The organism is Salinibaculum salinum (genome assembly GCF_037645885.1).
In the GTDB taxonomy this organism is placed as follows: Archaea; Halobacteriota; Halobacteria; order Halobacteriales; family Haloarculaceae; genus Salinibaculum; species Salinibaculum salinum.
In genome coordinates this window covers 25,731-48,577 of the sequence record NZ_JBBENW010000007.1, presented here as the reverse complement: position 1 = coordinate 48,577, position 22,847 = coordinate 25,731, and the positions used below count along the sequence as shown (strand labels likewise).

26 protein-coding genes, 1 tRNA gene and 1 pseudogene are annotated in these 22,847 nt (G+C 63.0%); 18 read left to right on the top strand and 10 right to left on the bottom strand.

Features of this window, described 5'->3' with window-relative positions; all coding sequences use genetic code 11:
* Nucleotides 1-13 precede the first annotated feature (13 nt).
* Together WDJ60_RS08745 and WDJ60_RS08740 are read right to left on the bottom strand one after the other, a co-directional pair.
* A pseudogene (locus tag WDJ60_RS08745) lies at nt 14-1,009 on the bottom strand (LLM class flavin-dependent oxidoreductase); the annotation flags it as partial.
* 51 nt (nt 1,010-1,060) lie between these two features.
* A complete protein-coding gene (locus tag WDJ60_RS08740; protein WP_340099985.1) occupies nt 1,061-1,462 on the bottom strand; it encodes an acyl-CoA thioesterase in 402 nt (133 codons plus the stop codon).
* Nucleotides 1,463-1,556: 94 nt separating this feature from the next.
* Between WDJ60_RS08740 and WDJ60_RS08735 the strand changes: the two genes are divergently transcribed.
* The 4 genes from WDJ60_RS08735 to WDJ60_RS08720 all read left to right on the top strand — a co-directional run bounded on the left by WDJ60_RS08735 (nt 1,557) and on the right by WDJ60_RS08720 (nt 4,615).
* Nucleotides 1,557-2,372: a lipoate--protein ligase family protein gene (locus WDJ60_RS08735; protein ID WP_340099984.1), complete on the top strand. Its 816-nt coding sequence runs from the start codon at nt 1,557-1,559 to the stop codon at nt 2,370-2,372.
* 48 nt (nt 2,373-2,420) lie between these two features.
* A complete protein-coding gene (locus WDJ60_RS08730) occupies nt 2,421-3,254 on the top strand; it encodes a deoxyribonuclease IV (protein ID WP_340099983.1) in 834 nt (277 codons plus the stop codon).
* 41 nt (nt 3,255-3,295) lie between these two features.
* Nucleotides 3,296-4,081 carry a class I SAM-dependent methyltransferase gene (locus WDJ60_RS08725; protein ID WP_417750448.1) on the top strand — a complete coding sequence of 262 codons (786 nt, stop codon included), beginning with the start codon at nt 3,296-3,298 and terminating at the stop codon, nt 4,079-4,081.
* A 63-nt stretch (nt 4,082-4,144) separates the two neighbouring features.
* A complete protein-coding gene (locus WDJ60_RS08720) occupies nt 4,145-4,615 on the top strand; it encodes a nucleoside deaminase (protein ID WP_340099982.1) in 471 nt (156 codons plus the stop codon).
* Between the two features lie 34 nt (nt 4,616-4,649).
* On the opposite strand, the gene WDJ60_RS08715 is transcribed toward WDJ60_RS08720, so the two are convergent.
* The gene (locus tag WDJ60_RS08715) at nt 4,650-5,303 is read right to left on the bottom strand and encodes a DUF7095 family protein (RefSeq protein ID WP_340099981.1); all 654 of its coding nucleotides are present in this window, start codon (nt 5,301-5,303) and stop codon (nt 4,650-4,652) included.
* Nucleotides 5,304-5,337: 34 nt separating this feature from the next.
* On the bottom strand, nt 5,338-5,658 hold the full coding sequence (locus WDJ60_RS08710) for a hypothetical protein (RefSeq protein ID WP_340099980.1): 321 nt from the start codon (nt 5,656-5,658) through the stop codon (nt 5,338-5,340).
* An 89-nt stretch (nt 5,659-5,747) separates the two neighbouring features.
* On the opposite strand from WDJ60_RS08710, the gene ncsA reads away from it, so the two are divergent.
* Nucleotides 5,748-6,725, top strand: coding sequence for a tRNA 2-thiolation protein NcsA (gene ncsA / locus WDJ60_RS08705; protein ID WP_340099979.1), 978 nt, complete (start codon nt 5,748-5,750; stop codon nt 6,723-6,725).
* Here the strand turns inward: ncsA and WDJ60_RS08700 are convergent.
* The 4 genes from WDJ60_RS08700 to WDJ60_RS08685 all read right to left on the bottom strand — a co-directional run bounded on the left by WDJ60_RS08700 (nt 6,708) and on the right by WDJ60_RS08685 (nt 9,276).
* The gene (locus WDJ60_RS08700; RefSeq protein WP_340099978.1) at nt 6,708-6,977 is read right to left on the bottom strand and encodes a hypothetical protein; all 270 of its coding nucleotides are present in this window, start codon (nt 6,975-6,977) and stop codon (nt 6,708-6,710) included. The genes ncsA and WDJ60_RS08700 overlap by 18 nt on opposite strands.
* Before the next feature lie 83 nt (nt 6,978-7,060).
* Complete coding sequence (gene ftsZ, locus WDJ60_RS08695) at nt 7,061-8,245, bottom strand: cell division protein FtsZ (protein WP_340099977.1); 1,185 nt, start codon at nt 8,243-8,245, stop codon at nt 7,061-7,063.
* 2 nt (nt 8,246-8,247) lie between these two features.
* On the bottom strand, nt 8,248-8,445 hold the full coding sequence (locus WDJ60_RS08690; RefSeq protein WP_340099976.1) for a ribbon-helix-helix domain-containing protein: 198 nt from the start codon (nt 8,443-8,445) through the stop codon (nt 8,248-8,250).
* Between the two features lie 231 nt (nt 8,446-8,676).
* Nucleotides 8,677-9,276 (bottom strand): double zinc ribbon domain-containing protein, encoded by a 600-nt coding sequence (locus tag WDJ60_RS08685; RefSeq protein WP_340099975.1) that lies wholly within the window; start codon nt 9,274-9,276, stop codon nt 8,677-8,679.
* Between the two features lie 139 nt (nt 9,277-9,415).
* On the opposite strand from WDJ60_RS08685, the gene WDJ60_RS08680 reads away from it, so the two are divergent.
* Nucleotides 9,416-9,489, top strand: a tRNA-Tyr gene (locus WDJ60_RS08680).
* A gap of 259 nt (nt 9,490-9,748) precedes the next feature.
* Nucleotides 9,749-11,104, top strand: a complete 1,356-nt coding sequence (locus tag WDJ60_RS08675; protein WP_340099974.1) for a PQQ-dependent sugar dehydrogenase — start codon at nt 9,749-9,751, stop codon at nt 11,102-11,104.
* 402 nt (nt 11,105-11,506) lie between these two features.
* Here WDJ60_RS08675 and WDJ60_RS08670 read toward each other — a convergent pair whose 3' ends face one another.
* On the bottom strand, nt 11,507-11,647 hold the full coding sequence (locus WDJ60_RS08670; protein ID WP_340099973.1) for a hypothetical protein: 141 nt from the start codon (nt 11,645-11,647) through the stop codon (nt 11,507-11,509).
* A 127-nt stretch (nt 11,648-11,774) separates the two neighbouring features.
* On the opposite strand from WDJ60_RS08670, the gene WDJ60_RS08665 reads away from it, so the two are divergent.
* From WDJ60_RS08665 to WDJ60_RS08615, 11 genes are all read left to right on the top strand, one after another.
* Entirely contained in the window at nt 11,775-12,401 is a 627-nt protein-coding gene (locus WDJ60_RS08665; RefSeq protein ID WP_340099972.1) for an HAD family hydrolase, read from the top strand.
* Nucleotides 12,392-13,321, top strand: a complete 930-nt coding sequence (gene cbiB / locus WDJ60_RS08660) for an adenosylcobinamide-phosphate synthase CbiB (RefSeq protein ID WP_340099971.1) — start codon at nt 12,392-12,394, stop codon at nt 13,319-13,321. The genes WDJ60_RS08665 and cbiB overlap by 10 nt, the downstream gene beginning before the upstream one ends.
* The gene (gene cobS / locus WDJ60_RS08655; protein ID WP_340099970.1) at nt 13,312-14,055 is read left to right on the top strand and encodes an adenosylcobinamide-GDP ribazoletransferase; all 744 of its coding nucleotides are present in this window, start codon (nt 13,312-13,314) and stop codon (nt 14,053-14,055) included. Before cbiB ends, cobS begins: the two co-directional genes overlap by 10 nt.
* The gene (locus tag WDJ60_RS08650) at nt 14,055-14,603 is read left to right on the top strand and encodes an NTP transferase domain-containing protein (protein WP_340100181.1); all 549 of its coding nucleotides are present in this window, start codon (nt 14,055-14,057) and stop codon (nt 14,601-14,603) included. The genes cobS and WDJ60_RS08650 overlap by 1 nt, the downstream gene beginning before the upstream one ends.
* 49 nt (nt 14,604-14,652) lie before the next feature.
* Nucleotides 14,653-15,765 carry a threonine-phosphate decarboxylase gene (locus WDJ60_RS08645; protein WP_340099969.1) on the top strand — a complete coding sequence of 371 codons (1,113 nt, stop codon included), beginning with the start codon at nt 14,653-14,655 and terminating at the stop codon, nt 15,763-15,765.
* A complete protein-coding gene (locus WDJ60_RS08640) occupies nt 15,758-16,462 on the top strand; it encodes an adenosylcobinamide amidohydrolase (RefSeq protein WP_340099968.1) in 705 nt (234 codons plus the stop codon). Before WDJ60_RS08645 ends, WDJ60_RS08640 begins: the two co-directional genes overlap by 8 nt.
* Before the next feature lie 60 nt (nt 16,463-16,522).
* The gene (locus WDJ60_RS08635; RefSeq protein ID WP_340099967.1) at nt 16,523-17,182 is read left to right on the top strand and encodes a cob(I)yrinic acid a,c-diamide adenosyltransferase; all 660 of its coding nucleotides are present in this window, start codon (nt 16,523-16,525) and stop codon (nt 17,180-17,182) included.
* 2 nt (nt 17,183-17,184) lie between these two features.
* On the top strand, nt 17,185-18,696 hold the full coding sequence (locus tag WDJ60_RS08630) for a cobyric acid synthase (RefSeq protein WP_340099966.1): 1,512 nt from the start codon (nt 17,185-17,187) through the stop codon (nt 18,694-18,696).
* 372 nt (nt 18,697-19,068) lie between these two features.
* The gene (locus WDJ60_RS08625; RefSeq protein ID WP_340099965.1) at nt 19,069-21,159 is read left to right on the top strand and encodes an FG-GAP-like repeat-containing protein; all 2,091 of its coding nucleotides are present in this window, start codon (nt 19,069-19,071) and stop codon (nt 21,157-21,159) included.
* Between the two features lie 133 nt (nt 21,160-21,292).
* Nucleotides 21,293-22,060 (top strand): nucleotide-binding protein, encoded by a 768-nt coding sequence (locus WDJ60_RS08620; protein ID WP_340099964.1) that lies wholly within the window; start codon nt 21,293-21,295, stop codon nt 22,058-22,060.
* Nucleotides 22,057-22,596 carry a DUF8054 family protein gene (locus tag WDJ60_RS08615; protein ID WP_340099963.1) on the top strand — a complete coding sequence of 180 codons (540 nt, stop codon included), beginning with the start codon at nt 22,057-22,059 and terminating at the stop codon, nt 22,594-22,596. Before WDJ60_RS08620 ends, WDJ60_RS08615 begins: the two co-directional genes overlap by 4 nt.
* Here WDJ60_RS08615 and WDJ60_RS08610 read toward each other — a convergent pair.
* Complete coding sequence (locus WDJ60_RS08610) at nt 22,586-22,816, bottom strand: helix-turn-helix domain-containing protein (protein WP_340099962.1); 231 nt, start codon at nt 22,814-22,816, stop codon at nt 22,586-22,588. The two genes, WDJ60_RS08615 and WDJ60_RS08610, sit on opposite strands and share 11 nt — an antisense overlap.
* Nucleotides 22,817-22,847: the final 31 nt, after the last annotated feature.

Sequence of the window (22,847 nt, the reverse complement as noted above, 5' to 3'; positions counted from 1 at the left end):
CTTGCCCGTCTCGTTATCGCTTGGCCGGCGCTAGTGCTTCGACCGTCTGGTCGACGACGGGTGCCGGCGTCCCGTCGGGAATCACGAGCAGCGGCTGGTCGATGATATCGTATGCGGCTACACGCTCGAACTGTTCGCGTGCGTCCGCGGGCGCGCCCGCGACTGCCAGCTGTTCGACCATCCCGTCGGTGACAGACTCACGGGCCGTCTCACGGTCGCCCGCCCGCCACGCCTCTGCCACAGCATCGGCAGCATCCGGAAAGGACCCCGCGACCGCTTTCCGGTAGCCTTCGCCGCTCCCGACGTAGTAGGCGAGGTGGCCCCGAACTGCCCGCATCGCTTCCTCGGGGTCGTCGCTGACCGCTGCCGGAACGTACGGTGCCACGTCGATAGCGTCGGGGTCACGGCCCACCTCTCGAGCCGTCTCGGCGATCGTCTCGAAGGCCTCGTCGAGTCGTCCGAACGGGATGTTGTGTGGGAGCCACCCGTCGGCCGTGCGGCCGGTCGCGCGCCGATTCGACGGACCCAGTGCCGCCGCGTAGACCGGCACGTCGGCGTCCAGTGACGGGAAATCAGCCACATCAAATGTTCTGCCTTCGTAGGAAACTCTGCCATCGGCAGCAAGGAACCGTTTGGTCAGTTCGACCGTCTCGTGGAGTCGGCGCGGTGGGTTGTCGAAGGACATCCCGTGGAGGTCCTCGATGACTTTCTGTGTGCTCGTTCCGATGCCGAGACGGACCGGGGCATCTGCGGCGTCGGCCAGCGTCGCGGCGGCCTGAGCGAGCGTGGCCGGTGACCGGCCGTAGGCGTTGACGATAGCAGTGCCGAGCGTCAGGTCGCTGGTGACGGACGCGGCCCGGGTGAGCGAGACGAAGGCATCCCGTCCCCAGAGTTCGGGCATCCAGAGGGAGTCGTAGCCGAGTCGCTCCGCACGCTCGGCGAAAGCCGTCACGTCGTCGTGGTGTTCCGGAACGAGTACGCCAGTGGGCATATGCGCCCAGAGACAGGCGAGCGTAAAAAAGGCGAGCGTCCCAGTATGAACCCACCAGGCTGGACGGGATTATCGGTCCTCGTGTGCCTCGATTCGCTCGCGCCACGACTCCGGCATTGGCGTCGGTTCCCCTGCTTCCTGATCGAACGTCACCATCAGCGTCTCGCCCGTTGCGGCCACCTCGCCGTCGACGCGAATCTCGTACTCCAGCGGAATCGAAGAGGTCCCGAGTTCGCCAGCCCGGACGGCGACAGTCACGCTGTCCCCGTAGTCGATTGGTTGCTTGAAGTCCAAATTGAGATTCGCGACGACACCTCCCGTCTCCATCAGCGGCTCCTGAACCACGTCCTCGATGTACTCGACGCGGGCTTGCTCCAGATACGTGGCGTACACGGCGTTGTTGACGTGGCCCATCATATCGCAGTCCCTGAACCGGACGTCTATCTCCGTCTCGTAGTTGAACTCGGCCATACCCGGCGTGGGGAGTGCCAGACAGTTGCGTCTATCGAATACCCCCGAACGAACCAGCACAATCGCTTTCCCACCGGCGGGTCTACCAGCGTACATGACAGACCTGGCAGACAGGGAGTGGCGGCTGATTCGTGAGACGGCTCGGCCTGGCCCACTCAATATGGCGCTGGACGAGATCGCTGCCGAAACGGCAGCCACAGACGGTGTCCGGACCGTACGCGTGTACAGCTGGGAACCGAGCACGCTCTCGCTTGGCTACCACCAGGACCCGGAAACTATCGACTGGGACTTCTGCGAGCGGGAAGGCATCACGGTCACGCGTCGCCCGACCGGTGGCGGTGCAATCTATCACGACGCTGTCGGCGACATCTCCTACTCCATTGTCGCGCCCGCAGACGAGCTCCCGGGAAATCTGATGGACTCCTACGAATTGCTCTGTCAGCCGCTCATCGAGGCGTTCGACCGGATGGGCGTCGACGCGTACTTCGCCGAGGCCGAACGGCCGGCCATCCACGAACCCGCCTGCTATCTCCGGAAGCTCCACCCCGCACACGACGTACTCGCCGGGAACGGCCGCAAGATTAGCGGGAACGCTCAGTATCGCCAGCGCGACGCGGTCATCCAGCACGGCTCGATTACGTTCTCGCGGACGCCGGAACGACACCTCAGCACGTTCACCGACCCACCGGACGTCGATACCTTCGGTGAGCGAGTCACGTCGGTTCGTGAACAGGTGGGGATCAACCGAAAGGCTGCGGTGGAAACGCTCGAATCGACCCTCGGAGAGTGGTTCGATACCCACGAAGGTACTTTCTCAGACGACGAACTCGACCGGGCGGGCACGCGTGCGGAGACAAAGTACGCGAACGACAACTGGACCGTCGAACGCGAGGAGCCGCCGACGGCGTGAGCGGTTGACAACGACATTTCTAAGCGGGCGTGGACCGACCACCGAACAATGACACTCCGAGTCGGCGCACACACTTCGATTGCCGGCGGCGTTCACAACGCTGTCGAGGAGCAACGCGAGTACAGCGGGAACTGCGGTCAGATTTTCTCACACTCTCCACAGGTCTGGCAGGACCCCAACATCGACGACGAGAACGCAACACAGTTCCGCGAAAAAAGCACCGACAACGGCATCCATCCGTGGGTCATCCACTCCTCGTATCTCGTCAACCTCTGTACGCCCAAAGACGACCTCCGCGAGAAGTCCATCGACTCGATGCAGACGGAAGTCGACGCCGCGGACCTCCTCGATATCGAGTACGTCAACGTCCACCTCGGCGCACACACGGGCGCGGGCGTCGAACAGGGACTGGACAACGCCGCCAGCGCACTCGATGCACTCGACATCCCGGATGGCGTGACGGTCCTCGTCGAATCGGATGCCGGGAGCGGCACCAAACTCGGCGGCGACTTCGAACACCTGGCGGCAGTGCTCGACCGGAGCGAGCAGGACCTCGACGTCTGTCTCGACACCGCTCACGCCTTCGCTGCAGGGTACGACCTCTCGACGGCCACCGGCGTCGAGGAGACCATCACAGAATTCGACGACGTGGTCGGTCTGGAGCATCTCGCTTGCGTCCACCTCAACGACTCCAAACACGAGTGTGGCACCAACAAGGACGAACACGCCCACATCGGCGAGGGGCGCATCGGCGAGGCGGGCATGCGAGCGTTCGTCAACCACGAGGCAATTCGAGACGTGCCACTCGTGCTGGAGACGCCGACAGAGAACGGGAAGAGCTTCGCCTGGAACATCGAGCGCGTGGCAGAACTGCGAGCGTAGCGAAACCAGCCTTTTTGTCGTCGTCCGAACTACCGACTCGCGTGCGAGAGTTCAGCGCCGAATATCTGCAGACGACACGCGAGGGGATGTGGGAGGAGTCTCGCGAGGCACTCTCTCCACTCGACCTCGAGAGCTGTGCACGCGTCCTCGACGTGGGCGCGGGGACGGGCGCGCTCACTCGCGTGCTGCGCGAGGAGACGCCGGGCGAGGTGGTCGCTCTCGACGCGGACCAGAGATTGCTGGCAACCGTTACCGGGTTGCGAGTTCAGGGTGACGCGACCCGCTTGCCGTTCGACGACGACAGCTTCGACGCCGTCGTCTGTCAGGCGCTGCTCGTGAATCTCCCGGACCCAGTGGCGACAGTCCGGGAGTTCGCCCGCGTCTCACGCGGCCGGGTGGCGGCCATCGAACCTGACAACAGCGCCGTGCGTATCGACTCGACGGTCGAGGCCGAAGCTCCGCTCGCCCGGCGAGCCCGAGCCCTCTATCTGCAGGGAGTGGAAACGGACGCGAGCCTCGGTGCTGCCCGGACCGTGTTTGCCGATGCCGGACTCAGCGATGTCGAGGTCCGTCGCTACGACCACGAGCGCACTATCGAACCGCCCTACGACGAGTACGCGTTGCGTGCGGCCCAGCGCAAAGCCAGCGGCGAGGGGTTGACAGAGGATCGGGAGACAGTGCTGTCGGGCGAGACGACGGCCGAGGAGTTCGACGCGCTCAGACAGGAGTGGCGCGCCATGGGTCGAACGGTCATCGAGCAGATGCAGGAAACGGCGTACCGCCAGCGCGAAGTCGTCCCGTTTTTCGTGACTGTCGGGAGCGTCTGAGTCAGTCGGGGGTGAGCGTATCGAGACCGGACCGTTTTCTGCTGTGCGGTGTACACTCCAGGTATGACCACTCCTGCCTTCGACAGTTTCGACCACGACTCACACATGAGTCGGGCAATCGAACTCGCACGGGAAGCCGTCGACCGGGGCGACCGCCCCTTCGGCTCGGTCCTGGTCCGTGACGACGAAATCATCATGGAAGACTCGAACCGCGTTGTCACGGAAAACGACATCCGCCGACATCCGGAGTTACACCTGGCCCACCGCGCCGTCCGCGAACTCAACCCGGCCGCACGCGCCGAGACGGTGATGTACACGAGCACCGAACCGTGTCCGATGTGCGCCGGCGGGATGCGCCAGGCCGGGTTCGGACGGGTCGTCTGCAGCGTGAGCGGCGACGAACTCAGAGAAATTACCGGCGGAGAACAGACCGTCGACGCGGCGACGATTCTGGACGGTAGCACTGACGTTGTGGGCGGCGTCGAAGCCGACGCCGGTCGGCAGTTACACGTGGAGTTTTTCGGCAGCGAGTAAGGAATTCGGCGGCGACAGTAGCAAAAACAGGGACTCAGACCACGTCGCCGCGGACAGAGGCACCGTCTTGCTGTTCACGAAAGTGCTTGACGGCGTCCGCGGCCGTTTCGGCGTCGTCTTCCGCGACGCCGAGCATCTCCAGTGCGCCAGCCAGCGGCGGGAACGCGTACTCGCCGGCGCGGAGTTTCTCGAAGGCTTCCTCGGAACGTCGTCCCTCTAGCCAGAGACAGGTTCCGCGGGGGTCGAGAATCTCGCGGTAGTTCTCGCGTGCCATCGCCCCTTTCAGCCGCTGGGTAACGTTGTCTTCGAAGGAGGCGTTACAGACCTCCAGGTGAATCGGCTCGTCCTCGTCGACGAGATGGGCGGCGAGACACTTCTCGGGTGCAGCGTGACCGTTCGCATTGGCCCGCAGGTACTCGGAATACTCGTCGGCCCACTCGGCGCGGACCGTCTTGCCAACGCCCTCGATTCCGTGAGAGTCGATGAAGTCGGTTTCGCGCTCTTCCTCGCCGTGAAAGAGCAGGTCCTTCGTGAGGTAGACGTCGATACGGTCGACGGGGTCGAGGCCGAGCGCCACGTCGCCGAACACCCACACCTCGCGAACCGGGACCGGCATCGTCTCGGATTCGATCGTGTCGACGAGTTCCTCGACGCGGTCGAGCGCGCGGTCGCGAGCCCAGTCAGTCATCACCCGTCGTTGGGTGCCAGCGCGCAAAACGGTTTCACTTCTCGGAGCGGTGCCACGTGGCCGCCGCGTCGAGGTCGGCACGCACACGCTCGGCATCTGACAGCGTCGTCCCGACGTAATGCTCGCGACCGACCGGAGACCGGTACCGGAGAATAGCCGTCTCGGCGGTTGCCTCGAAGATGCTAATTGACTGTCTGGCGTCGTTGGATTGCCACTCGCCGAGCAGCGTCGACTGGTCGTCAGTCGTCACTCGCTCGCCAAGCATCCAGCTGAGTTCGTTGGCCGCCTCCAGCGTGACGGACGGAACGCAACCAAGACCACCGTCTGTGTGTGAGCGGGCACCGTGACTCGACATATCGTACAACTTGAGACAGACGCCCATAACTCGGTCGGTTGCGGGCAGAGCCGAAACGGTCAACCCCACACACCGGTAACGGGCCGGTAATGCAGTGTGACAAGTGCAGTGAGGATGCGGTCATGCACGCCGCCTACTCAGGGCTGCACATGTGCGAGGACCACTTTTGCCGGTCCGTCGAGAAACGTCTTCGCAAGCGGATTCGCGACGACAACCTCCTCCCTGACAGCGCCACACCCGAAAATCCCGAGACGTGGGTCATCGGGCTCTCCGGAGGGAAAGACAGCGTCGTCCTCACCAAAATTCTCGACGACACGTTCGGCAAGGACCCACGCGTCGAACTGGTCGCGCTCTCCATTCACGAAGGTATCGAGGGGTACCGCGACGAGAGTCTGGCAGCCTGCGAAGCGTTGACTGCGGACCTCGACTTACGCCACGAAACTGTCGCATACGAAGAAGAGTTCGACATCCGGATGGACGAGGTCGTCGAGGACGACCCACACGATATGTCAGCCTGTGCGTACTGTGGGGTCTTTCGACGGGACGTACTCTCCCGGTACGCGACCGAGTTGGGTGCTGACAAGCTTCTGACTGGTCATAATCTCGATGATGAAGCCGAGACGGCGTTGATGAATTTTCTATCGGGTGATATCACGCAAATGGCAAATCATTTCGACGCCAGTCTCGGTCCGTTCGAGGGCAGCGAGGTGGGGCCGACGCGGGGCGACAGCGAGGCGTTCGTGCCACGAGCGAAGCCGCTCCGAGACGTTCCCGAAAAGGAGGTTGCACTCTACGCACACCTGAAAGAGTTGCCGGCACATATCACTGAATGTCCGCATTCAGAGGAAGCTTACCGGGGAGAGATTCAGGAATTACTCTACGAACTCGAAGAGAACCATCCGGGGACGCGTCACTCGATAGTGGCTGGCTACGAGGAGTTGGCTGGCCTGGCGGCTGACGAACACCGTGGCGAGAACGGGGACGAGTATCAGGAATGTGAGCGATGTGGTGGGCCGACACGGCGGGACCTGTGCCGGAAGTGTAGTCTCTTAGAAGCCCTGGCGTAGGTAGAGACCGAGTGCAACGGCCACGCCAGCGAGTCCGAGACCGATGCCCGTGACGACGTACAGCCGACCGACATCGTCACGCGTGGCAAGGTAGAGTCCGGTCCCGAACACGAGCAAACCGGAAAAGAGCAACGCGAGGGGGAGCGGGTCGCTCTGGTTGCTGTGTGTCGTATGTCCCTGGTGGGCGCTGGCCGTGCCGGCAGCGAGAACAGCGACCAGAACTGCGAACAGTCGGTGCGCGATCTGGCGCATACGGGTCAGTCGGGTCGGTAGAGACTAAACGGTTCGGAAAGAACGGAGAAAGTTAGTCGTCCCAGAGCGACAAGTTGTGGCCGTTAGTCCGTTCGGACGACGTCGAGTCCGTTGTTCTTCTCGACTTCCTCGCGGCCGCCGTCGGTTTCACCGAACTCGCGACCGTCTTGCTGGAAGTTACTCGCTGCGTCGAAGGAGGTGTCGTCGTCGACACCTTCGATGGCCTGTCGGGACTTGTTGGCCTGCTTTTGCGTCGTCGGACCGAGTACCTGGGCGCTCTGGACGCCGGTCATGATGGCCATGACACGGACCTTCCCCTTGTACTCTTCCTGGATACGCGCGCCCCAGATGACGTTGGCGTCGGCCTCCAGTCGGTCGGTGATGTTCTGGGCGATACCCTCGGCCTCCGACAGTGTCAGGTCGGGGCCGCCGGTGATGTGGACCAGGCCACCGCTGGCACCGCGGTAGTCCACGTCCAGCAGCGGGTGGTTCATCGCGTCTTTGACCACCTCTTCGGTCTTGTTCTTGTCCTGTGTCTCACCGACGAGCATCACCGCGACGCCGCCTTTGTTCATGATGGACGTCATGTCGGCGTAGTCGAGGTTGATGAGCGACGGCTGAGTGATGGTCTCGGAGATACCCTTGACCGTCTCGGCGATGATCTGGTCCATCACCGAGAACGCCTTACCGATCGGCAGGTTCGGGACGTAATCGAGCAGACGGTTGTTGTCCAGCACGATGATGGAGTCGGCCTCCTCGCGGAGGCGCTCCAGTCCTTCTTCGGCTTTCACCGTCCGCGCGCGCTCGACGTTGAACGGCGTCGACACCATGCCGACAACGATAGCGCCCTGTTCTTTGGCAATCTTCGAAACGACCGGCGCTGCACCAGTCCCAGTGCCACCGCCCATGCCAGCAGTCACGAAGACGAGGTCGGCATCACCGAGCACCTCTTTGATAGTACCCTGTGCCATCTCGGTCGCGCGCTCGCCCATCGAGGGGTCGCCGCCCGCGCCGAGCCCGTTGGTCAGGGACTTGCCGACGAGTATCTTCGTGTCGGCCTCGATCATCTTGAGGTGCTGTTTGTCGGTGTTGATTGCGATGGTCTCGGCACCGTCGACGCCGATGTTGTACAGACGGTTGACGGTGTTGTTGCCGGCACCACCAGCGCCGACGATGACGATTCGGGGGTCCCCGAAGCCGTCGACGTCGTCCATCTGCTGTTGTTCCTGCTCGTCGCGTTCGAGGGCTTCTTTGACGATATCCTGCATCGTTAGACCCTCGCCCACGATTTGTTCTTCCGGCGCTTGCGCTTCTCAGATGGGCGCTCCTTACCGGTGTCCTGTTCGGCGAGCATCTCGCGGACCGCCGACCGGATTGCCTCGCTCCGGTTGGGGTACTCGCCCGTATCGACCATTTGTTCGACCTCTTCGATCTGCTGTTTCGGAATCCGTAGTGTCACACGCTCCATATTTGATGTTCCCCTATGTTGGGTAAGACGGGGGCAGTTTACACGCCGCCCACTCGTCTTACACAGGAAAACCGCATGACAGCACAGGATTGTGTGTCACGCGCCGCCCTCTGTAAGACGACCGTCTTACGCACACATTACCACATACCATGGGATAATAAAGGTTACGGCGAGCGTAAGACACAGGACTGTTTACACGAGTAGAGAGACCTTACCGTACGTTTTCGGGCATTACCCCTGTTCCAGTACGTCTGCTGCGGGAGTCCGACGGCCGCAGCCGGGGCAGAATGCCCAGTCAGACCGGAGCTCATCACCGCAATCGCAGAACACGCGGCGGGACGATTTCTCACCGCAGTTCGGGCAGTAAACGTGCCCAGAAGCGATGTTTTCGCCACATTGCGCGCACGTCTTACTCCCGTTTGCAGCGGTGTTTTCGTCGCGGCCTTCGTCTGTCATACGCTCTCCGGACGCGTGTGACACGTCTTCCGACTCGGCGTCAGACGCCCCGGAGTCGACGTTTACAGCGTCTGATTCGGTGTCTGCCGTCGCAGCGGAATCGCCATCAAGCGCGATGTTTACGTTGATATCCTGGGGCTGACGCGGCGTAAACGTCCGTTCGAGTCGGTCGGCGATGAGCGCGTCGACGCGTTCGGCGACGAGGTCGTCAAGCGTCTCCGGGTCGGCTGCCTCCCGCATCTGCGAGTCCGAAGACTCGGACGCTCCGTCGAGATACTCGCGGAGAGCGTCGCGCATAACCTCGCTCTTGGAGGCGTCAAACTCCTCGAGACGGCGGATGAGGTCGTCGTCAGCGCGGAAGGTTATCTTGCTCATCGGGCTGTCATACACGTTGTCACCCAGGTATTTCAATCTTCCCAGAAGTCAGACGAGCGTCAGTCAGTCGGCGGACGTCCCGCTGACGTACGCGAATGATAATCGTTAAGTCCGACAATCGTCCTACTCAGAGTTGCATCCGCCCTTAGCTCAGACTGGTAGAGCAGTCGACTGTAGATCGACTTGTCCCCCGTTCAAATCGGGGAGGGCGGACTTTTACTGCGAACAACGTGAGCAGTCAAAAGTCCACGCCGACACGATTTGAGCACGACAGACGCAGCATCGAGCGAAGCGAGATGATCGTCTGTCATCTGTTCAACTCAGGGAGGGCGGACTGCTTTTCCGCGCGATTCGAGCCGGTGGTAAGCACAACCAACCACGCACAGAGACCGGAGCACTCCACCACGGGGCCTCGCGCGTGCGCACTGGGACAATCACAAGACACATATCCATTACTCCGAACAGGTTGGCAATGACACGGGAACGTCACCCGTCACTCAGTCGGCGACATTTTCTCGCGCTCGCGGGCGCGGGCGTACTCGCGGGCTGTCAGACTGGGTCTGACACGTCCGAAACGCCGACACCACAACCGACCGTCAAAGACGAGTACGACCACCCGACACCGGACGCAGATCCCAGCTGGGAGGCTCCGACCACGGCACCGGAGACAGATATTCAGGTCGAAACGCTGATAGAGAATCTGGAGATTCCATGGGACATCTCCTTTACCGGCACGGGTGAGTTGTACATGACCGAACGGACAGGCCGCGTTCTGCGCTTCGACTCCGGCGAGATCTCCGAAGTAGTGCGACCGGCCGACGCCATCGACGCCGGGTCGATCGCACCGGGAAGCGACGAGGAACCCTGGTGGGTCACAGGCGGCGAAGGCGGAACGCTCGGCATCGCAGTCCACCCCGAATTCCCGGACGAACAGTGGGTGTACGTCTACTATACGGCAGGAGACGAGGATGATAAAGAAAACAGAGTCGCACGGTTCGATGTGGGCGCGAACGATCCTGCGAGTACCGAGGAAGTGCTCGTCGACGGGATTCCGGCCGCGAACATTCACAACGGCGGCCGAATCCGATTCGGTCCAGACAGGAACCTCTGGATTTGCTGCGGTGACGCCGGTGAGGGGGCGAACGCGCAGGACCTCTCGTCGCTCGGAGGGAAAGTCCTGCGAATTTCGCCCGACGGAAAGACCCCGTCGAGCAATCCGGAGCTCGGCGGTGACCGACGCATCTTCACCTACGGCCATCGGAACCCCCAGGGTATCGACTGGCTTCCGAGTGGTGTCCCGATTGCGAGCGAACACGGCCCGACCAACAGAGACGAGGTAAACGTCCTCTTGCCGGGGCGCAACTACGGGTGGGACGAGGTACGGGGCGTCGCAGACGACCCCAGCGACGCGTTCGACACGTATGCAGAGCACGAGGACGTAACGCCACCGCTGGTCAACACCGGCCCGGACACGGGATGGGCACCGACCGGCGCAACCTTCTACACCGGCGACGCCCTGCCGTCGCTCCGGAACCGCTTCATCGTCGGTGGACTCATCAGCCAGTCGCTCTGGGCTGTCACACTCTCACCCCCAGAGTCAGACCTGCCGCCGCTTGCTGGTGGAACGCGGTACGGCGCGGAGTGGACACACGATGCGTACACTGCGACAGCCCACCGTCTGCTTCACGACGAAATCGGTCGCGTCCGACACGTCGCACAGAGTCCGACGGGTGAGCTGTACGCTATCACGTCCAACCGGGACGGGCGCGCGAAGGGACAGTTCCCGCGAGCGAGCGACGACGTGCTCGTCCGCCTTACAACTGTCTGAACCACCAATAGTGTAAGCTTCAGTATGAGTCGAAGAAGAAGCCATAGCAACGGCAAATATCCTATACCCGACACATAATATATATTGTACTATGAGCTGCTATTGCCATCGGCAGCGATACTGTAAAATATTGTATAATTTCTCGATGTAGAAAGACGAAGAGAATGACCAGTTCCGACACCTACGTATTAATATTGAGATATTTTATCGGTAGTGATAGCGCTGGTGGTTGGTGGCTAAGTTACTGGTTACCCGAATAGAGTCAGCAAACAAATCATTCCAGCAGAATCGCAACACTGCGGCGGGACGAAATGACTTAAACAATCAACCTCCTTTTTGAGAGTCCCACTCCTGGTATTTCCTGTGGTTGCGATGGGTGTCCTCGATAGAGCAAAAAAGGTGTCAGGACTCTCGAAGGATGACGAGGAAGGATCCCTGTATGTCTGCCTCGCGTGCGAGACCGCCTTCGAGGTGCAACACCACACCTGCCCCGTCTGCGGCAGTTTCGACGTTCGGCACTCGAAGTGGGTTCAGGAGTGACATCCAGGCACCACCCGTGGCAATTCGCCACGGACGCGTACCCGCACGGGTCGGCCACGGTCGCGGGTACCTGCGGCACACGCCGTTTTGTCCCGCGTGATTCAAGTAGAGTTGTGACGATGCAACTGTAGTGGCAATCTCGTTCGACTGCTTCGGGACACTCGTGACCGCCGAGCGGCCAGCAGCGCCGTGGTCGGCCACCGCAGAGGAACTCGCCGCTCGTGGCGTCTCCGTCCCAGAGGACTGGGAAAACGCGTATCGGTCCTCGCATAGCTCGGTCGAGCGGGGCAGAGAACTCTCGCTGGTCGAGCACACGCAGGCCGCACTCGCCAGTCGCGGCGTCGAAACCGATAGCGACACTGTCGAGGCAGCACTGCTGAGAGCCTTCGACGGCCCCGTCAAGGTCCGCGAGGGTGCGTCCGAGGCGCTGGACGCAGCTGCCGCTGCCGGCCCCGTCGGAATTCTCTCGAACTGCAGTCTCCCGGGCCTCGTCGAGCAGACGCTCTCGCGGGCAGCGTTCGAGACCTCCTTCGATGCTATCGTCACGAGCGTCGGCTGTGGCTGGCACAAGCCCCACGACAACGCATTCGCCGCCGCAGCAGACGCACTCAGTGTCGACCTCGATTCGCTGGTTCACGTCGGTGACGACGCCCGAACAGACGGCGGTGCGCGGACCACCGACGCGACGGTCGTACTACTCGACGACATTCCTCTCACTGATTTTCCCGCGTGGCTGGAGGAGTCAGCGTGGGATTGAGCGCCCTCGTTGTCGGCGGGTCACTCGTACTGGACCTCGCCCTCGGTGAGCCACCCCGGCGGCTCCACCCAGTCGCGTGGTTCGGCCGACTGGTCGGGACCGTCGATAGACCCTGGAAACGTCCTGCTGTCATCGGCAGCATCGCCGCCGCCGTCCTCCCAATTGCTGCCGGACTGGTCCTCGCCGGTAGTGTGCTGGCGGCCGGTCGGGTGGACCCGCTCGCTGGCGGTCTCGTCGGTGCGTTGGCGCTGTTCGTCTCGACGAGTCTTCGTCGACTCCTCGACCGGGTGCGCGAAGTCGTCACGGCGACCGGCGAGGACCTGGAGATAGCACGCGAGCGGTTGCGTGCGCTAGCCGGGCGGGACGCGACGGAGCTCTCGGCGGGCGAGATTCGGAGCGCCGCCGTCGAGAGTCTCGCGGAGAACCTCGCAGACGGACTGGTCGCGCCGCTGCTGTATTACGCCGTCTTCGCGGTGGGAGCAGCCGCCACAGGTGCGGAACCGGTTCTCGCCGTCGCGACTGGCTGTGGCGGGGCAGCGTGGGTCAAGGGAGTCAACACGCTCGATTCGATGCTGGGCTATCGGACGAAACCGACCGGCTGGGGACCGGCCCGGCTCGACGACGCCGTGATGTGGTTCCCTGCCCGCGTGAGTGCGGTCGTGATCGCTGTTGTGCTGGTTCGGCCAAGAGCCCTGGTGGCCGCACGCCGCTGGCAGCGAGACCTCGCGTCGCCGAACTCGGGGTGGCCGATGGGGACGCTGGCCGCTGGCCTGGCTCTCCGTCTCGAGAAGCCTGGTCACTACGTCCTGAATGCCGAGCAGGACCCTCCTGATGTCGCAGACGCAGAGGGTGCCATCCGACGAGTAGCCGTTGCCGGCCTCCTCGCGTACGCACTCGTCGGGGTGGTGACGTGGTACTGAGTGCACTCAGGGGTGCAGTCGGCTTTCTCACCCAGATTCCGGTCGGACAGGACCGACGCGACTTCGACTCGTTCTGTGCGAGCGTCGGCGTCGTCCCGCTGGTCGGCTATCTGGTCGGCGCGCTTGTCGCCCTGCCGCTGGTCGTGCCCGGTCCGGCACCGACGGTCGCACTGTTGTACGTCCTCGCAGTCGTCGCGGTGACGGGCATCAACCACGCCGACGGGCTCGCTGACCTCGGCGACGCTGCGGTCGTCCACGGCGACCCCGAGAAACGGCGGTCAGTGATGCGCGATACGACCGTCGGCGTCGGTGCCGTCGTCGCCGTCGTGGTCGGTGTGGCTGGGCTGATACTCGCAGCGCTCGTCCTCGAGACGATTCCGATTCGCACCGCGCTCGGTATCGCCATCGCGAGCGAAGTCGGCGCGAAACTCGGCGTGGTCACGCTCGCTGTGACTGGTCGCCCGAGCCACAACGGCCTCGGCTCGCGGTTGCTCGGCGCGGGGACCGGACAGCTAATACTCGGTATTGCGCTGGCGGTCCCCGCAGCTATTCTCACCTGGCCTGCGCCCGCAGCGACGGCCGCCGTGGTCGCCGGCCCAGTCGTCGCACTCGGTCTCAGGCGGTGGGCGCACGCCACCCTCGACGGCGTCGGCGGCGACGTCTTCGGAGCGACCAACGAACTCGCACGCATCGCAGGCCTGCACGCGGGGGTGGTCGTGTGGACGCTCTGCTGATGTGTGGCGGTGACGGGACGCGACTGGCGACCGACCGAGAGAAACCCATGTTCCCCATCAGGGGAACGCCGATGGTCGAACGCGTTCGAGGAGCGCTGGCAGATAGCAAGATCGAGCGTATCTTCGCGGTCACGTCGCCGGCAACGCCGGAGACTGCAGCGATACTCGACTGTCCGACAATCGAGACGCCTGGGGAGGGGTACGTCGCCGACCTCGACCGGGCGCTAGCCGACGACCGCGTGGCTCGCCCGGTGCTGACCGTCGCCGCCGACCTCCCACTGCTCGACGGAGCATCGGTTGACGCTGTCGTCGACGCCGCGAGTGGCTCGCTCACGGTCGTCGTCCCGGTCGGCCGGAAGCGCGCACTCGGGTTGAGCATCGACACGCAGTTCAGGTATCGTGGTCGGGCGGTGACCCCGGCCGGGATCAACGTCGTCGACGACGTTGATGACGAGGTCTGGGTCCGGCGCGACCTGGGGTATGCGGTCAACGTCAACCGGCGGACAGATGCACGGAGAGCGGAGTGGTGGCTCGCAGGTCGGGAATAGAGCCCCAGCAAAACTGTTAACCAGAGACGCGAGAGTGTACAGACAGACAATGGACCCCGACGCTGTCGACCTGCTGTCGGGTACGGACGACACGCCGAGTGACGACGCAGCCAGCGCCAGCGAGACGGAGCCGGCTGACGAGGACACCCCGTCGAAAACCCAGGCTGGAGTCAGAACTGGTCGGGTGCCACACGGAAGCAGCGACGACCCCGATCTGCTGGATTTCAGCGCGAACACGAACCCGCGTCGGCCCGACGGAGTTACGCAGGTGTACGAAGCCACGCTCGCGGTGGCAGGCTCGTACCCGTCGGAAAATTATGGCGAGTTCCGCACGGCAGCCGCCGAGTATGTCGGATGTAACCCCACAGATGTGATTCCGACCGCCGGTGGGCTGGCTGCAATCCGTCTGACGATTGCGACGACAGTCGAATCCGGTGACGACGTGCTCGTTCCGACGCCGAGTTTCGGCGAGTACGCTCGTGAGGTCCGGCTACAGGGCGGGACCCCCCAGTTCGTCCCCCACGACGAGGTGCTCGCCGCCGACCCTGCGGAGTTCGCACTCGTCGTGGTCTGTACGCCAAACAATCCCACCGGCGACGCCTGCAACCCCGACAGGCTCCGGGGCTTCGCCGACCGCTGTCGAGATGCGGGCACGCCGCTACTCGTCGACGAAGCCTTCATGGACTTCACCGACTTGCCGACGCTGGCCGGCCACGACGGCGTCGTCGTCGCCCGGTCGTTGACGAAAATATTCGGCCTGCCCGGCCTCCGTGCAGGCTTTGCGGTGGCGACCGGCGAGTACCGCGACCGACTCGAGACGGCCCGGCTGTCATGGGGTGTCGGGACGGTCGCCGCCGCTGTCGGGACCCACTGTCTCGGCGAGACGGCGTTCATCGAGGAGACGCGCGAGCGCGTCGCCAGCGAACGAGAGCGAATTCGCGAGCGTCTCTCGACGCGCTTCACCGTGTCTCCCTCCGATGCACCCTTCCTCTTGCTCGACTGTGGCAGTCCCGAAACGGTCGACGACCTGCTCGATACAGTCGAGACGCACGACATCGCTATCCGGGACGCACGAACCTTCCGCGGTCTCGACCACCACGTCCGCGTCGCCGTGCGCTTGCCCGACGAAAACGACCGCCTCCTGAACGCGCTCGATGTTTGAGACACGCCGCGTGGACGGAGTCTGCCGACTCGCCAGCGAGGGAGCGCGCTGGCTGGCGACCGGGTGGGATGGCGGCTACCGAACAGCCGACGCCGCGTTCAACGTCTCCGTCCCGACCGGCTTCGAACGGACCGACCTCGACAGCTACGCGCGCGAGCGGCTGGCCGCCGCCGAGTTCGAGCGAGCAGGGCCCGTTCTACTGACCGGTGTCGACCTGGTGCACGCTCGCGGCGCTCGCGCTGGGAGCGTGACCGTCGTCGCGACCGTCGGCCTCTCGAATCCGGCTTCGTTGCCGATAGCGGCAGACCGCTCTTTCGGTGCCGAGACCGATTGTCACGACCAGCCGCCGACCGGAACAGTGAATCTGCTCGTCGGGACGACGCGGGCGCTCACCGACGGGACGCTCGCGACGCTGCTGGCGACGGCAGTCGAGGCGAAGACCGCAATCCTCCAGTCGCTGACCGGCTTCACCGGGACGACCAGCGACGCGGTCGCAGTCGGCTGTGACCCGGCCGGCGACCCAGCGGCGTTCGCCGGGAGTGGCACCGAAGTCGGGAGCGCAGTCCGAGCGTGCGTCCGCGACACAATCGTCGGGAGCCTCCGTGTACGCTACGCTGACGAGGAGATACCCAACACCGTCGCCGACGCAGCCCACGGCGTCGTCACCGACCGCGAGGCCGAACCGTTCCAGCCGTAGCACAACAGCTATTTTTCTAGAGCAACTGCGGTTGATAACGGAGCGACGCGAGGGATACCAATGACAGGAGACAAAGGAACCGAGTCGGCAGTTCAGTCCCAGCCAATCGAGCCAGCAGCACCCGATGAGTTCGGGCTGGTCCAGGTCTGGTGGGGCGACGGAAAGGGAAAGACCACCGCAGCACTGGGGATGGCGATGCGGGCGGCCGGCCACGGCTACCGGGTCCACGTCCTCCAGCTAATGAAAGGCGGGACGGGAACTGTCGAGGACGTCCGCGGCGAGTACAACGCGATGGCAGCCCTGCCGGGCATCACCTACGAGAACGCTGGCCACTACGGCTGGCACGGCTTTCTGGACGGGTCGGCCGACGACGAACACGAAGCGAAAGCGCAGGGGGCACTTGCCCGAGCGACTGCACTCGTCGACGCTGCCGCCGCCGCCGACCTCTCGACGCCGTTTGCCCTCGACAGCAGTGCAGACGACGGCGTCCACATGCTGGTCATCGACGAGATTCTCTACGCAGCCAATCGCGGACTGGTCGACCCCGACGACGTGGTCGAACTCATCGAATCAAAACCCGACAACCTCGAACTCGTCCTGGCCGGGGGACACGAGCGGCCGGCGTACATCGACGACCACGCCGACCTCGTGACGAACGTCCGCAAGGAAGTCCACCCAATCGAGGCCGGCCAGGGCGCACGGAAAGGGACCGAATTCTGAGAATGGACGCCCGGCGCGACAGCGAACCCGCCCGAACGATTCTGGTCGCCGGGACAGCGAGCCACGTCGGCAAGAGCACCGTCGCGGCGGGATTGTGTCGGGTGCTCGCAGACCGCGGCGTCGACGTTGCCCCCTACAAGGCACAGAATATGAGCAACAACGCTCGCGCGGTTCCGGGGCGAGACGCTGGCGGCGAAATCGGCGTCTCACAGTACGTTCAGTCCCGTGCGGCCCGCGTGCCCGCGACCGTGGACATGAACCCGGTCCTGCTGAAACCCCGCGGGGACGGCGAATCGCAGGTGGTCGTCCACGGCAAAGCGGTCGGTCACTACAGCGCGGGCAGTTACTACGAAGCCCACTGGGAGGACGCACTCGCCGCGGCCCGCGAATCCTACGAGCGACTCGCCAGCGACCACGACGTACTCGTCGCGGAGGGAGCCGGCTCCGTCGCCGAACCGAACCTCCGTGACCGAGACTTGGCGAACGTCGAGACAGCGCGGTTTTCAGATGCAGACATTCTGCTGATCGCAGATATCGAACGCGGCGGCGTCTTCGCCAGCCTCGTTGGGACACTGGAACTGCTGCCCGACGACCTCCGGGACCAGGTGGTCGGCGCAATCATCACGAAATTCCGAGGCGACCGCGCTATCCTCCGTCCCGGCATCGAGGACTTCGAGGACCGAACCGACGTTCCCGTTCTCGGCGTCCTCCCCTACGACGACCCCGGGCTTCCCGAAGAGGACAGCGTCTCACTCCCACCAGAAGGAGAGTGCTCCCTCGAAGGCACCAACGACGGAATTCCCGACGACCGAACCATCACTATCGCAGTCCCGCGTCTACCGCAGATCTCGAACTTTACTGATTTTGGCCCGCTCGAACGGGTTCCCGGTGTCCGTATCGCGTACGTCCCACTCGACGAGTCACTCGACGCCGATGCCGTTGTTCTCCCGGGAACGAAGAACACAGTCGACGATTTGCTCGCGCTCCGCGAATCTGGGATGGCCGAACGCATCCGTTCGTTCGAGGGTCCTATCGTCGGTCTGTGTGGTGGGTATCAGATGCTCGGGGAGCGAGTCACGAATGCCGCCGTCGAAAGTGCCAGTGGCACCGACGAGGTGGTGGGTCTGGGGCTGCTTCCCGTCGAAACGCACTTCCAACCGGAGAAACGCGTCGAATCCGTCACACACGAAATCGACGGCGCAGGACCCTTCTCGGGAGCAGTCGGGACTGTCACCGGATACGAAATACACATGGGCCGTACCGAACTGGACGGAGAAGCAGTGCAGCCCTTCGGAAACTGTGGTGTTGCGACCGAGCGCGTGCTCGGTACCTATCTCCACGGCATCTTCGAAAACGAGAACGTACGACGGGCGTTCGTCGAGACTGTCTTCGAACGAGCGTCGGTTGCCAGTCCACGAACGGGCACACAGACGAAACCGTCACCGTACGACCGCACGGCGAAACTCCTCCAGAATCACGTTGACCTGGAATCGCTCGACGTGTCCAATCTGTGACCAGCTACCGACGGAAACAGTGTAATAAGTCACTCCTGCTCCAAAGTCAAGCTTGTCTAACAAGAGCAAATGGTTCGCTCGTACTGATGCCAGCATATCAGTAACGGTTCAGTATCTGGGCGTTACAGCATGTAAGACTGGATTATTACTCCCGCTCGTAGTGCGAGCAGAGATGGGCGTTTCCTTACCAGTCTGTCAGCCATTCATAACAAAATGTGAGAGTGTCGCACGGACACTATGGATACATCCCTTCGCTCACGCCAGTTTCTCATAGTTCTCGTAACGTGCATAACACTCAGTGGGACAGCATTTGTCGGGGGCGCGGTACTCGATGTCGAAGGTGAAACAGTCCCGGATGTCGATGGTTCAGCGGTGGCTCAGCAGACTGGTGAAGACCAGACAGGAACGCTCGTCGGGGCGCTCCCGCTCAAGAACGCCTCGACGAAGTTTCAGGGTGTGGGTGCCAACGATACGGCTGGCCTGGCGGTCGCCGGTGCTGGTGACGTCAACGGTGACGGGAAGAAAGACGTGCTCGTCACGGCACCAGCAAACGGCAGTGCTGGAGCCGAGAATGGCGCGGTGTATCTCTTTTACGGACCGATCGAGAGCGGAGAACTGAACGTATCGGAGGCAAACGTGACGTTCGTCGGGTCTGGCGGCGAACGTGCGGGAACAGACGTGGCACTGGGTGATCTGAACGGTGACGAATTCGCAGAAATCGTCATCGGTGCGCCCCGAAACGACACGAACGGGGTGAATGCAGGTGCGGCTTACGTCGTCGACGGACAGTCCGAGTACGACGAGCGCGTCGATCTAGCCGACGACGAGAACGTCACGACGGTGTTCGGGAACAACGCTAGAGACGTGACCGGAAAGGCCGTTACAGTCGTCGATCGGGGCAACGAGAGTGGCCTGTTCGCGGTTGCCGCACCGAGAGACGACGGCGCAGCCCTGAATGCAGGCGCAGTGTCTCTCATCGAGAATGCAACGACAGTCGACCAGCGCAATGTGAGTGAAGCAGCAACGGCGACGATTCAGGGGCAGTACGCGAGAGAGCGAGCCGGCTTCTCCGTCGCGGATGCCGGTGACTTCGATACCGACAATCAGTCCGAACTGATTATCGGCGCGCCACTGGCCAACGTCACCGGCGAAAACGCCGGCGCAGCGTACGTCGTCGATACAGACGTGACGGGGACCGTCTCCGTCGCGACTGGCGTGCAGTTCAACGGGAGTGGCGAGGGTGACCGCGCTGGCTGGGATGTCGCCGAGGCTGGCGATTTCAACAACGACAGTGTCAACGACATTCTGGTTGGTGCGCCGTTCAACGATTCGGTAGCGGGGAACAAGTCGGGCGCCGCCTACGTTCTCTTCGGCGAGGAGTCTCCCGAAAACCGGTCCCTAACTGCTGCAGATGTGACACTCATCGGTGAGAGCAGGAGTGATCTGGCCGGCTGGTCAGTCGCTGCGGCTGGGTCGGGCGACATCTCCTGTGACAACGTCGACGACATCATCGTCGGTGCGCCGGGCAACAACAGCAACGGAGTCAACGCGGGCGCAGCCTATCTGGTCTATGGCGCTTCCGATCCCCATCCCTCGTTGAACCTCTCGGATGCAGGCGCGAAGATTAGCGGTGAGGGGCCGGGGGACGAAGCGGGCTACGCCGTTGCCGAGGCGAACGACTCGACTGGAGACGGCAATGAGGATATTCTGATTGGTGCTCCTTTCAACAAGTCAAACGGCACCGAAGTCGGCGCTGCATATCTCCTCGACGGAGACTGTCCAGTGAAACCAGAAAAAGTGAAGACGCCAACCCCAACGCCGACGGAAACGCCAACGCCAACTCCGACGCCGACGGAAACGCCAACGCCGACTCCGACGGCAACTCCAACTCCGACGGAAACGCCGACGCCGACCCCAACGCCAACTCCAACTCCGACGGAAACGCCAACGCCAACGCCAGAAACTCCAACTCCGAAGACGCCAACCCCAACCCCAGAAACCCCGACGCCAGAAACTCCGACTCCGAAGACGCCAACCCCAACCCCAGAAACGCCAACCCCAGAAACTCCGACGCCAGAAACGCCAACCCCAGAAACTCCGACGCCAGAGACGCCAACCCCAGAAACTCCCGATACCCCCAACAGGCCGGACATTAGTTTCGTGGCGTTCTGCGTCCCGCAGGATGCCAGCGGAACGTACGACGTTTCGGTGAACGTTGACGCGTCAGGCGTTTCGGCGACGTGGTCCTCAAACAGGACAATCGCGACGCTCGTCTACAGGGCGGGAGACGAAAACTCGGGCTTCGGTCAGTTCGAGATTCCTGGGGGAACCAGCGGGAGTTTCACTGTCGGAGACGGGGCTGATGTGAACAACCGCCTCTCGGGCGACCCCTTCGTCTGTGGCGCCAACGAATATCTGACCCGCTTCCAACCCGAGGGTGATGCAGTCGTGACGGTCGACTGAACACGGTCGGAGTAGCGGCCGGAGAAACTACGCGGATTCGAAAACCGCACTCCTTATATTTCTGATGAAGTGCCGGCTTCAGGAACGGACACCCGAGCCTTTTTACCAGAGAGCGCGGCAAACCACTGGTAGTATGGTCGAGGCCTTCGCTGTGGCCAGCGGCAAAGGGGGAACGGGGAAGACGACGAGCACACTCGCACTGGGGATGGCCCTCGCCGACTCGCACGACGTGACGATTATCGACGCCGACACTGGGATGGCCAACATCCTCTTTCACGCCGGCCTCGCCGACGTGGAGACGACGCTGCACGATGTCCTCGCCGGGACGGCGACGACGCGCGACGCCGTCTACGAACGGTTCGGAATGAGCGTGGTGCCCTGCGGAACGTCGCTCGCCGGCTTCCGCGAGGCAGACCCCGACAGGCTTCAGGATGTCGTCGCGACGCTGGCTGCCGACACGGACGTCATCCTGCTCGACTCCGCAGCGACGCTCGGAAGTCGCGCGGCCGTCCTCCCAATCGTGCTGGCCGACCGCATCGTCGTGGTACTGCAGCCGACCATCCCGTCGCTCTCGGACGGACTGAAAGTCCAGGAGTACGCTGGGACGTACGACACTGACGTGGCTGGACTGCTGTTCAACCGCGTCACCGACGATGCGAATATCGACACAATCGCGACCAAAGCGGAGCGATACTTCGACGGCGAGACGCTGGCGACGGTACCGGAAAGCGACGCTGTGCGTGCAGCACGTCGGGCTGGGAAGCCACTTCTCGAACACGCGCCGGAGACGACGGCTGCCGCGTCCTACCGCACTGCTGCTGACCGTCTGGACGTTCGATCGGGTGCCTCTGATGCTGTCGCAGACAGGTTTCGACGTGCTGTCGTCCCGGACAAACTATGAAGCTGCCACGCGGCCAACTCGTCCGTCAACGAGTCGTCAGCGACGTTGGGACGGTCCTCTCGACTGCGCTGGAGAATGCGTTGACGGGCTACGCACGACTCGAATCACAGGACGCGCTCTTGCTCGACGCCGACGGTACCGGTGTCCTCACCTTCGAAAAGGGGATTCCGGTCGTGGCCTACCACACCAGCACCGACAGTGCTGGCGCGGACGCACTCGCCGACATTGCCGTCGCCGGTCCCTATCGACTGGAGCTATACGAACTCGACAGCGAGGCACTCACCGAGATTCACACCAACGAACAACTCCAGCTTTCGCCAGAGTTGCCGGCAGAACGACTCGCCGGCGACCCGGAGCTTGCAGAGCGAACGCTGGCGGTGATACCAGACGAGCACGCAGTCGAGCGCGAGGAACCAGGCACCGGAGACAGCGCCGTCGAGGCGTTCCTCGACGACGAAGCCAAGATTGCGTCGATTCAGGAGCGAGCGCGCGATCAGGCACGCGAACGAGCCAAAGAGTGGGGGTTCAAACGTTGACCGGAATCCACCAGACGCGACTCCTGCCACCGACCTTCTTGCTTTTGAGGTCTGTGCCCTCCTGGAGCTTGTGCAGTTTGTTCAGTGCAGTCCGGCGCGAACAGTCGAGTCGGTCGGCAACTTCGCTTGCAGTCAGCGGTTCAGCGTAGTCATCGCGCGATTCGAAAACAGCTGTGACATCCGAGAGCGTGAACTCGGTGTCGCGACCCTGTGGGCTCATATCTCAGAGAAGATTTTCCTCCCTCTTATTC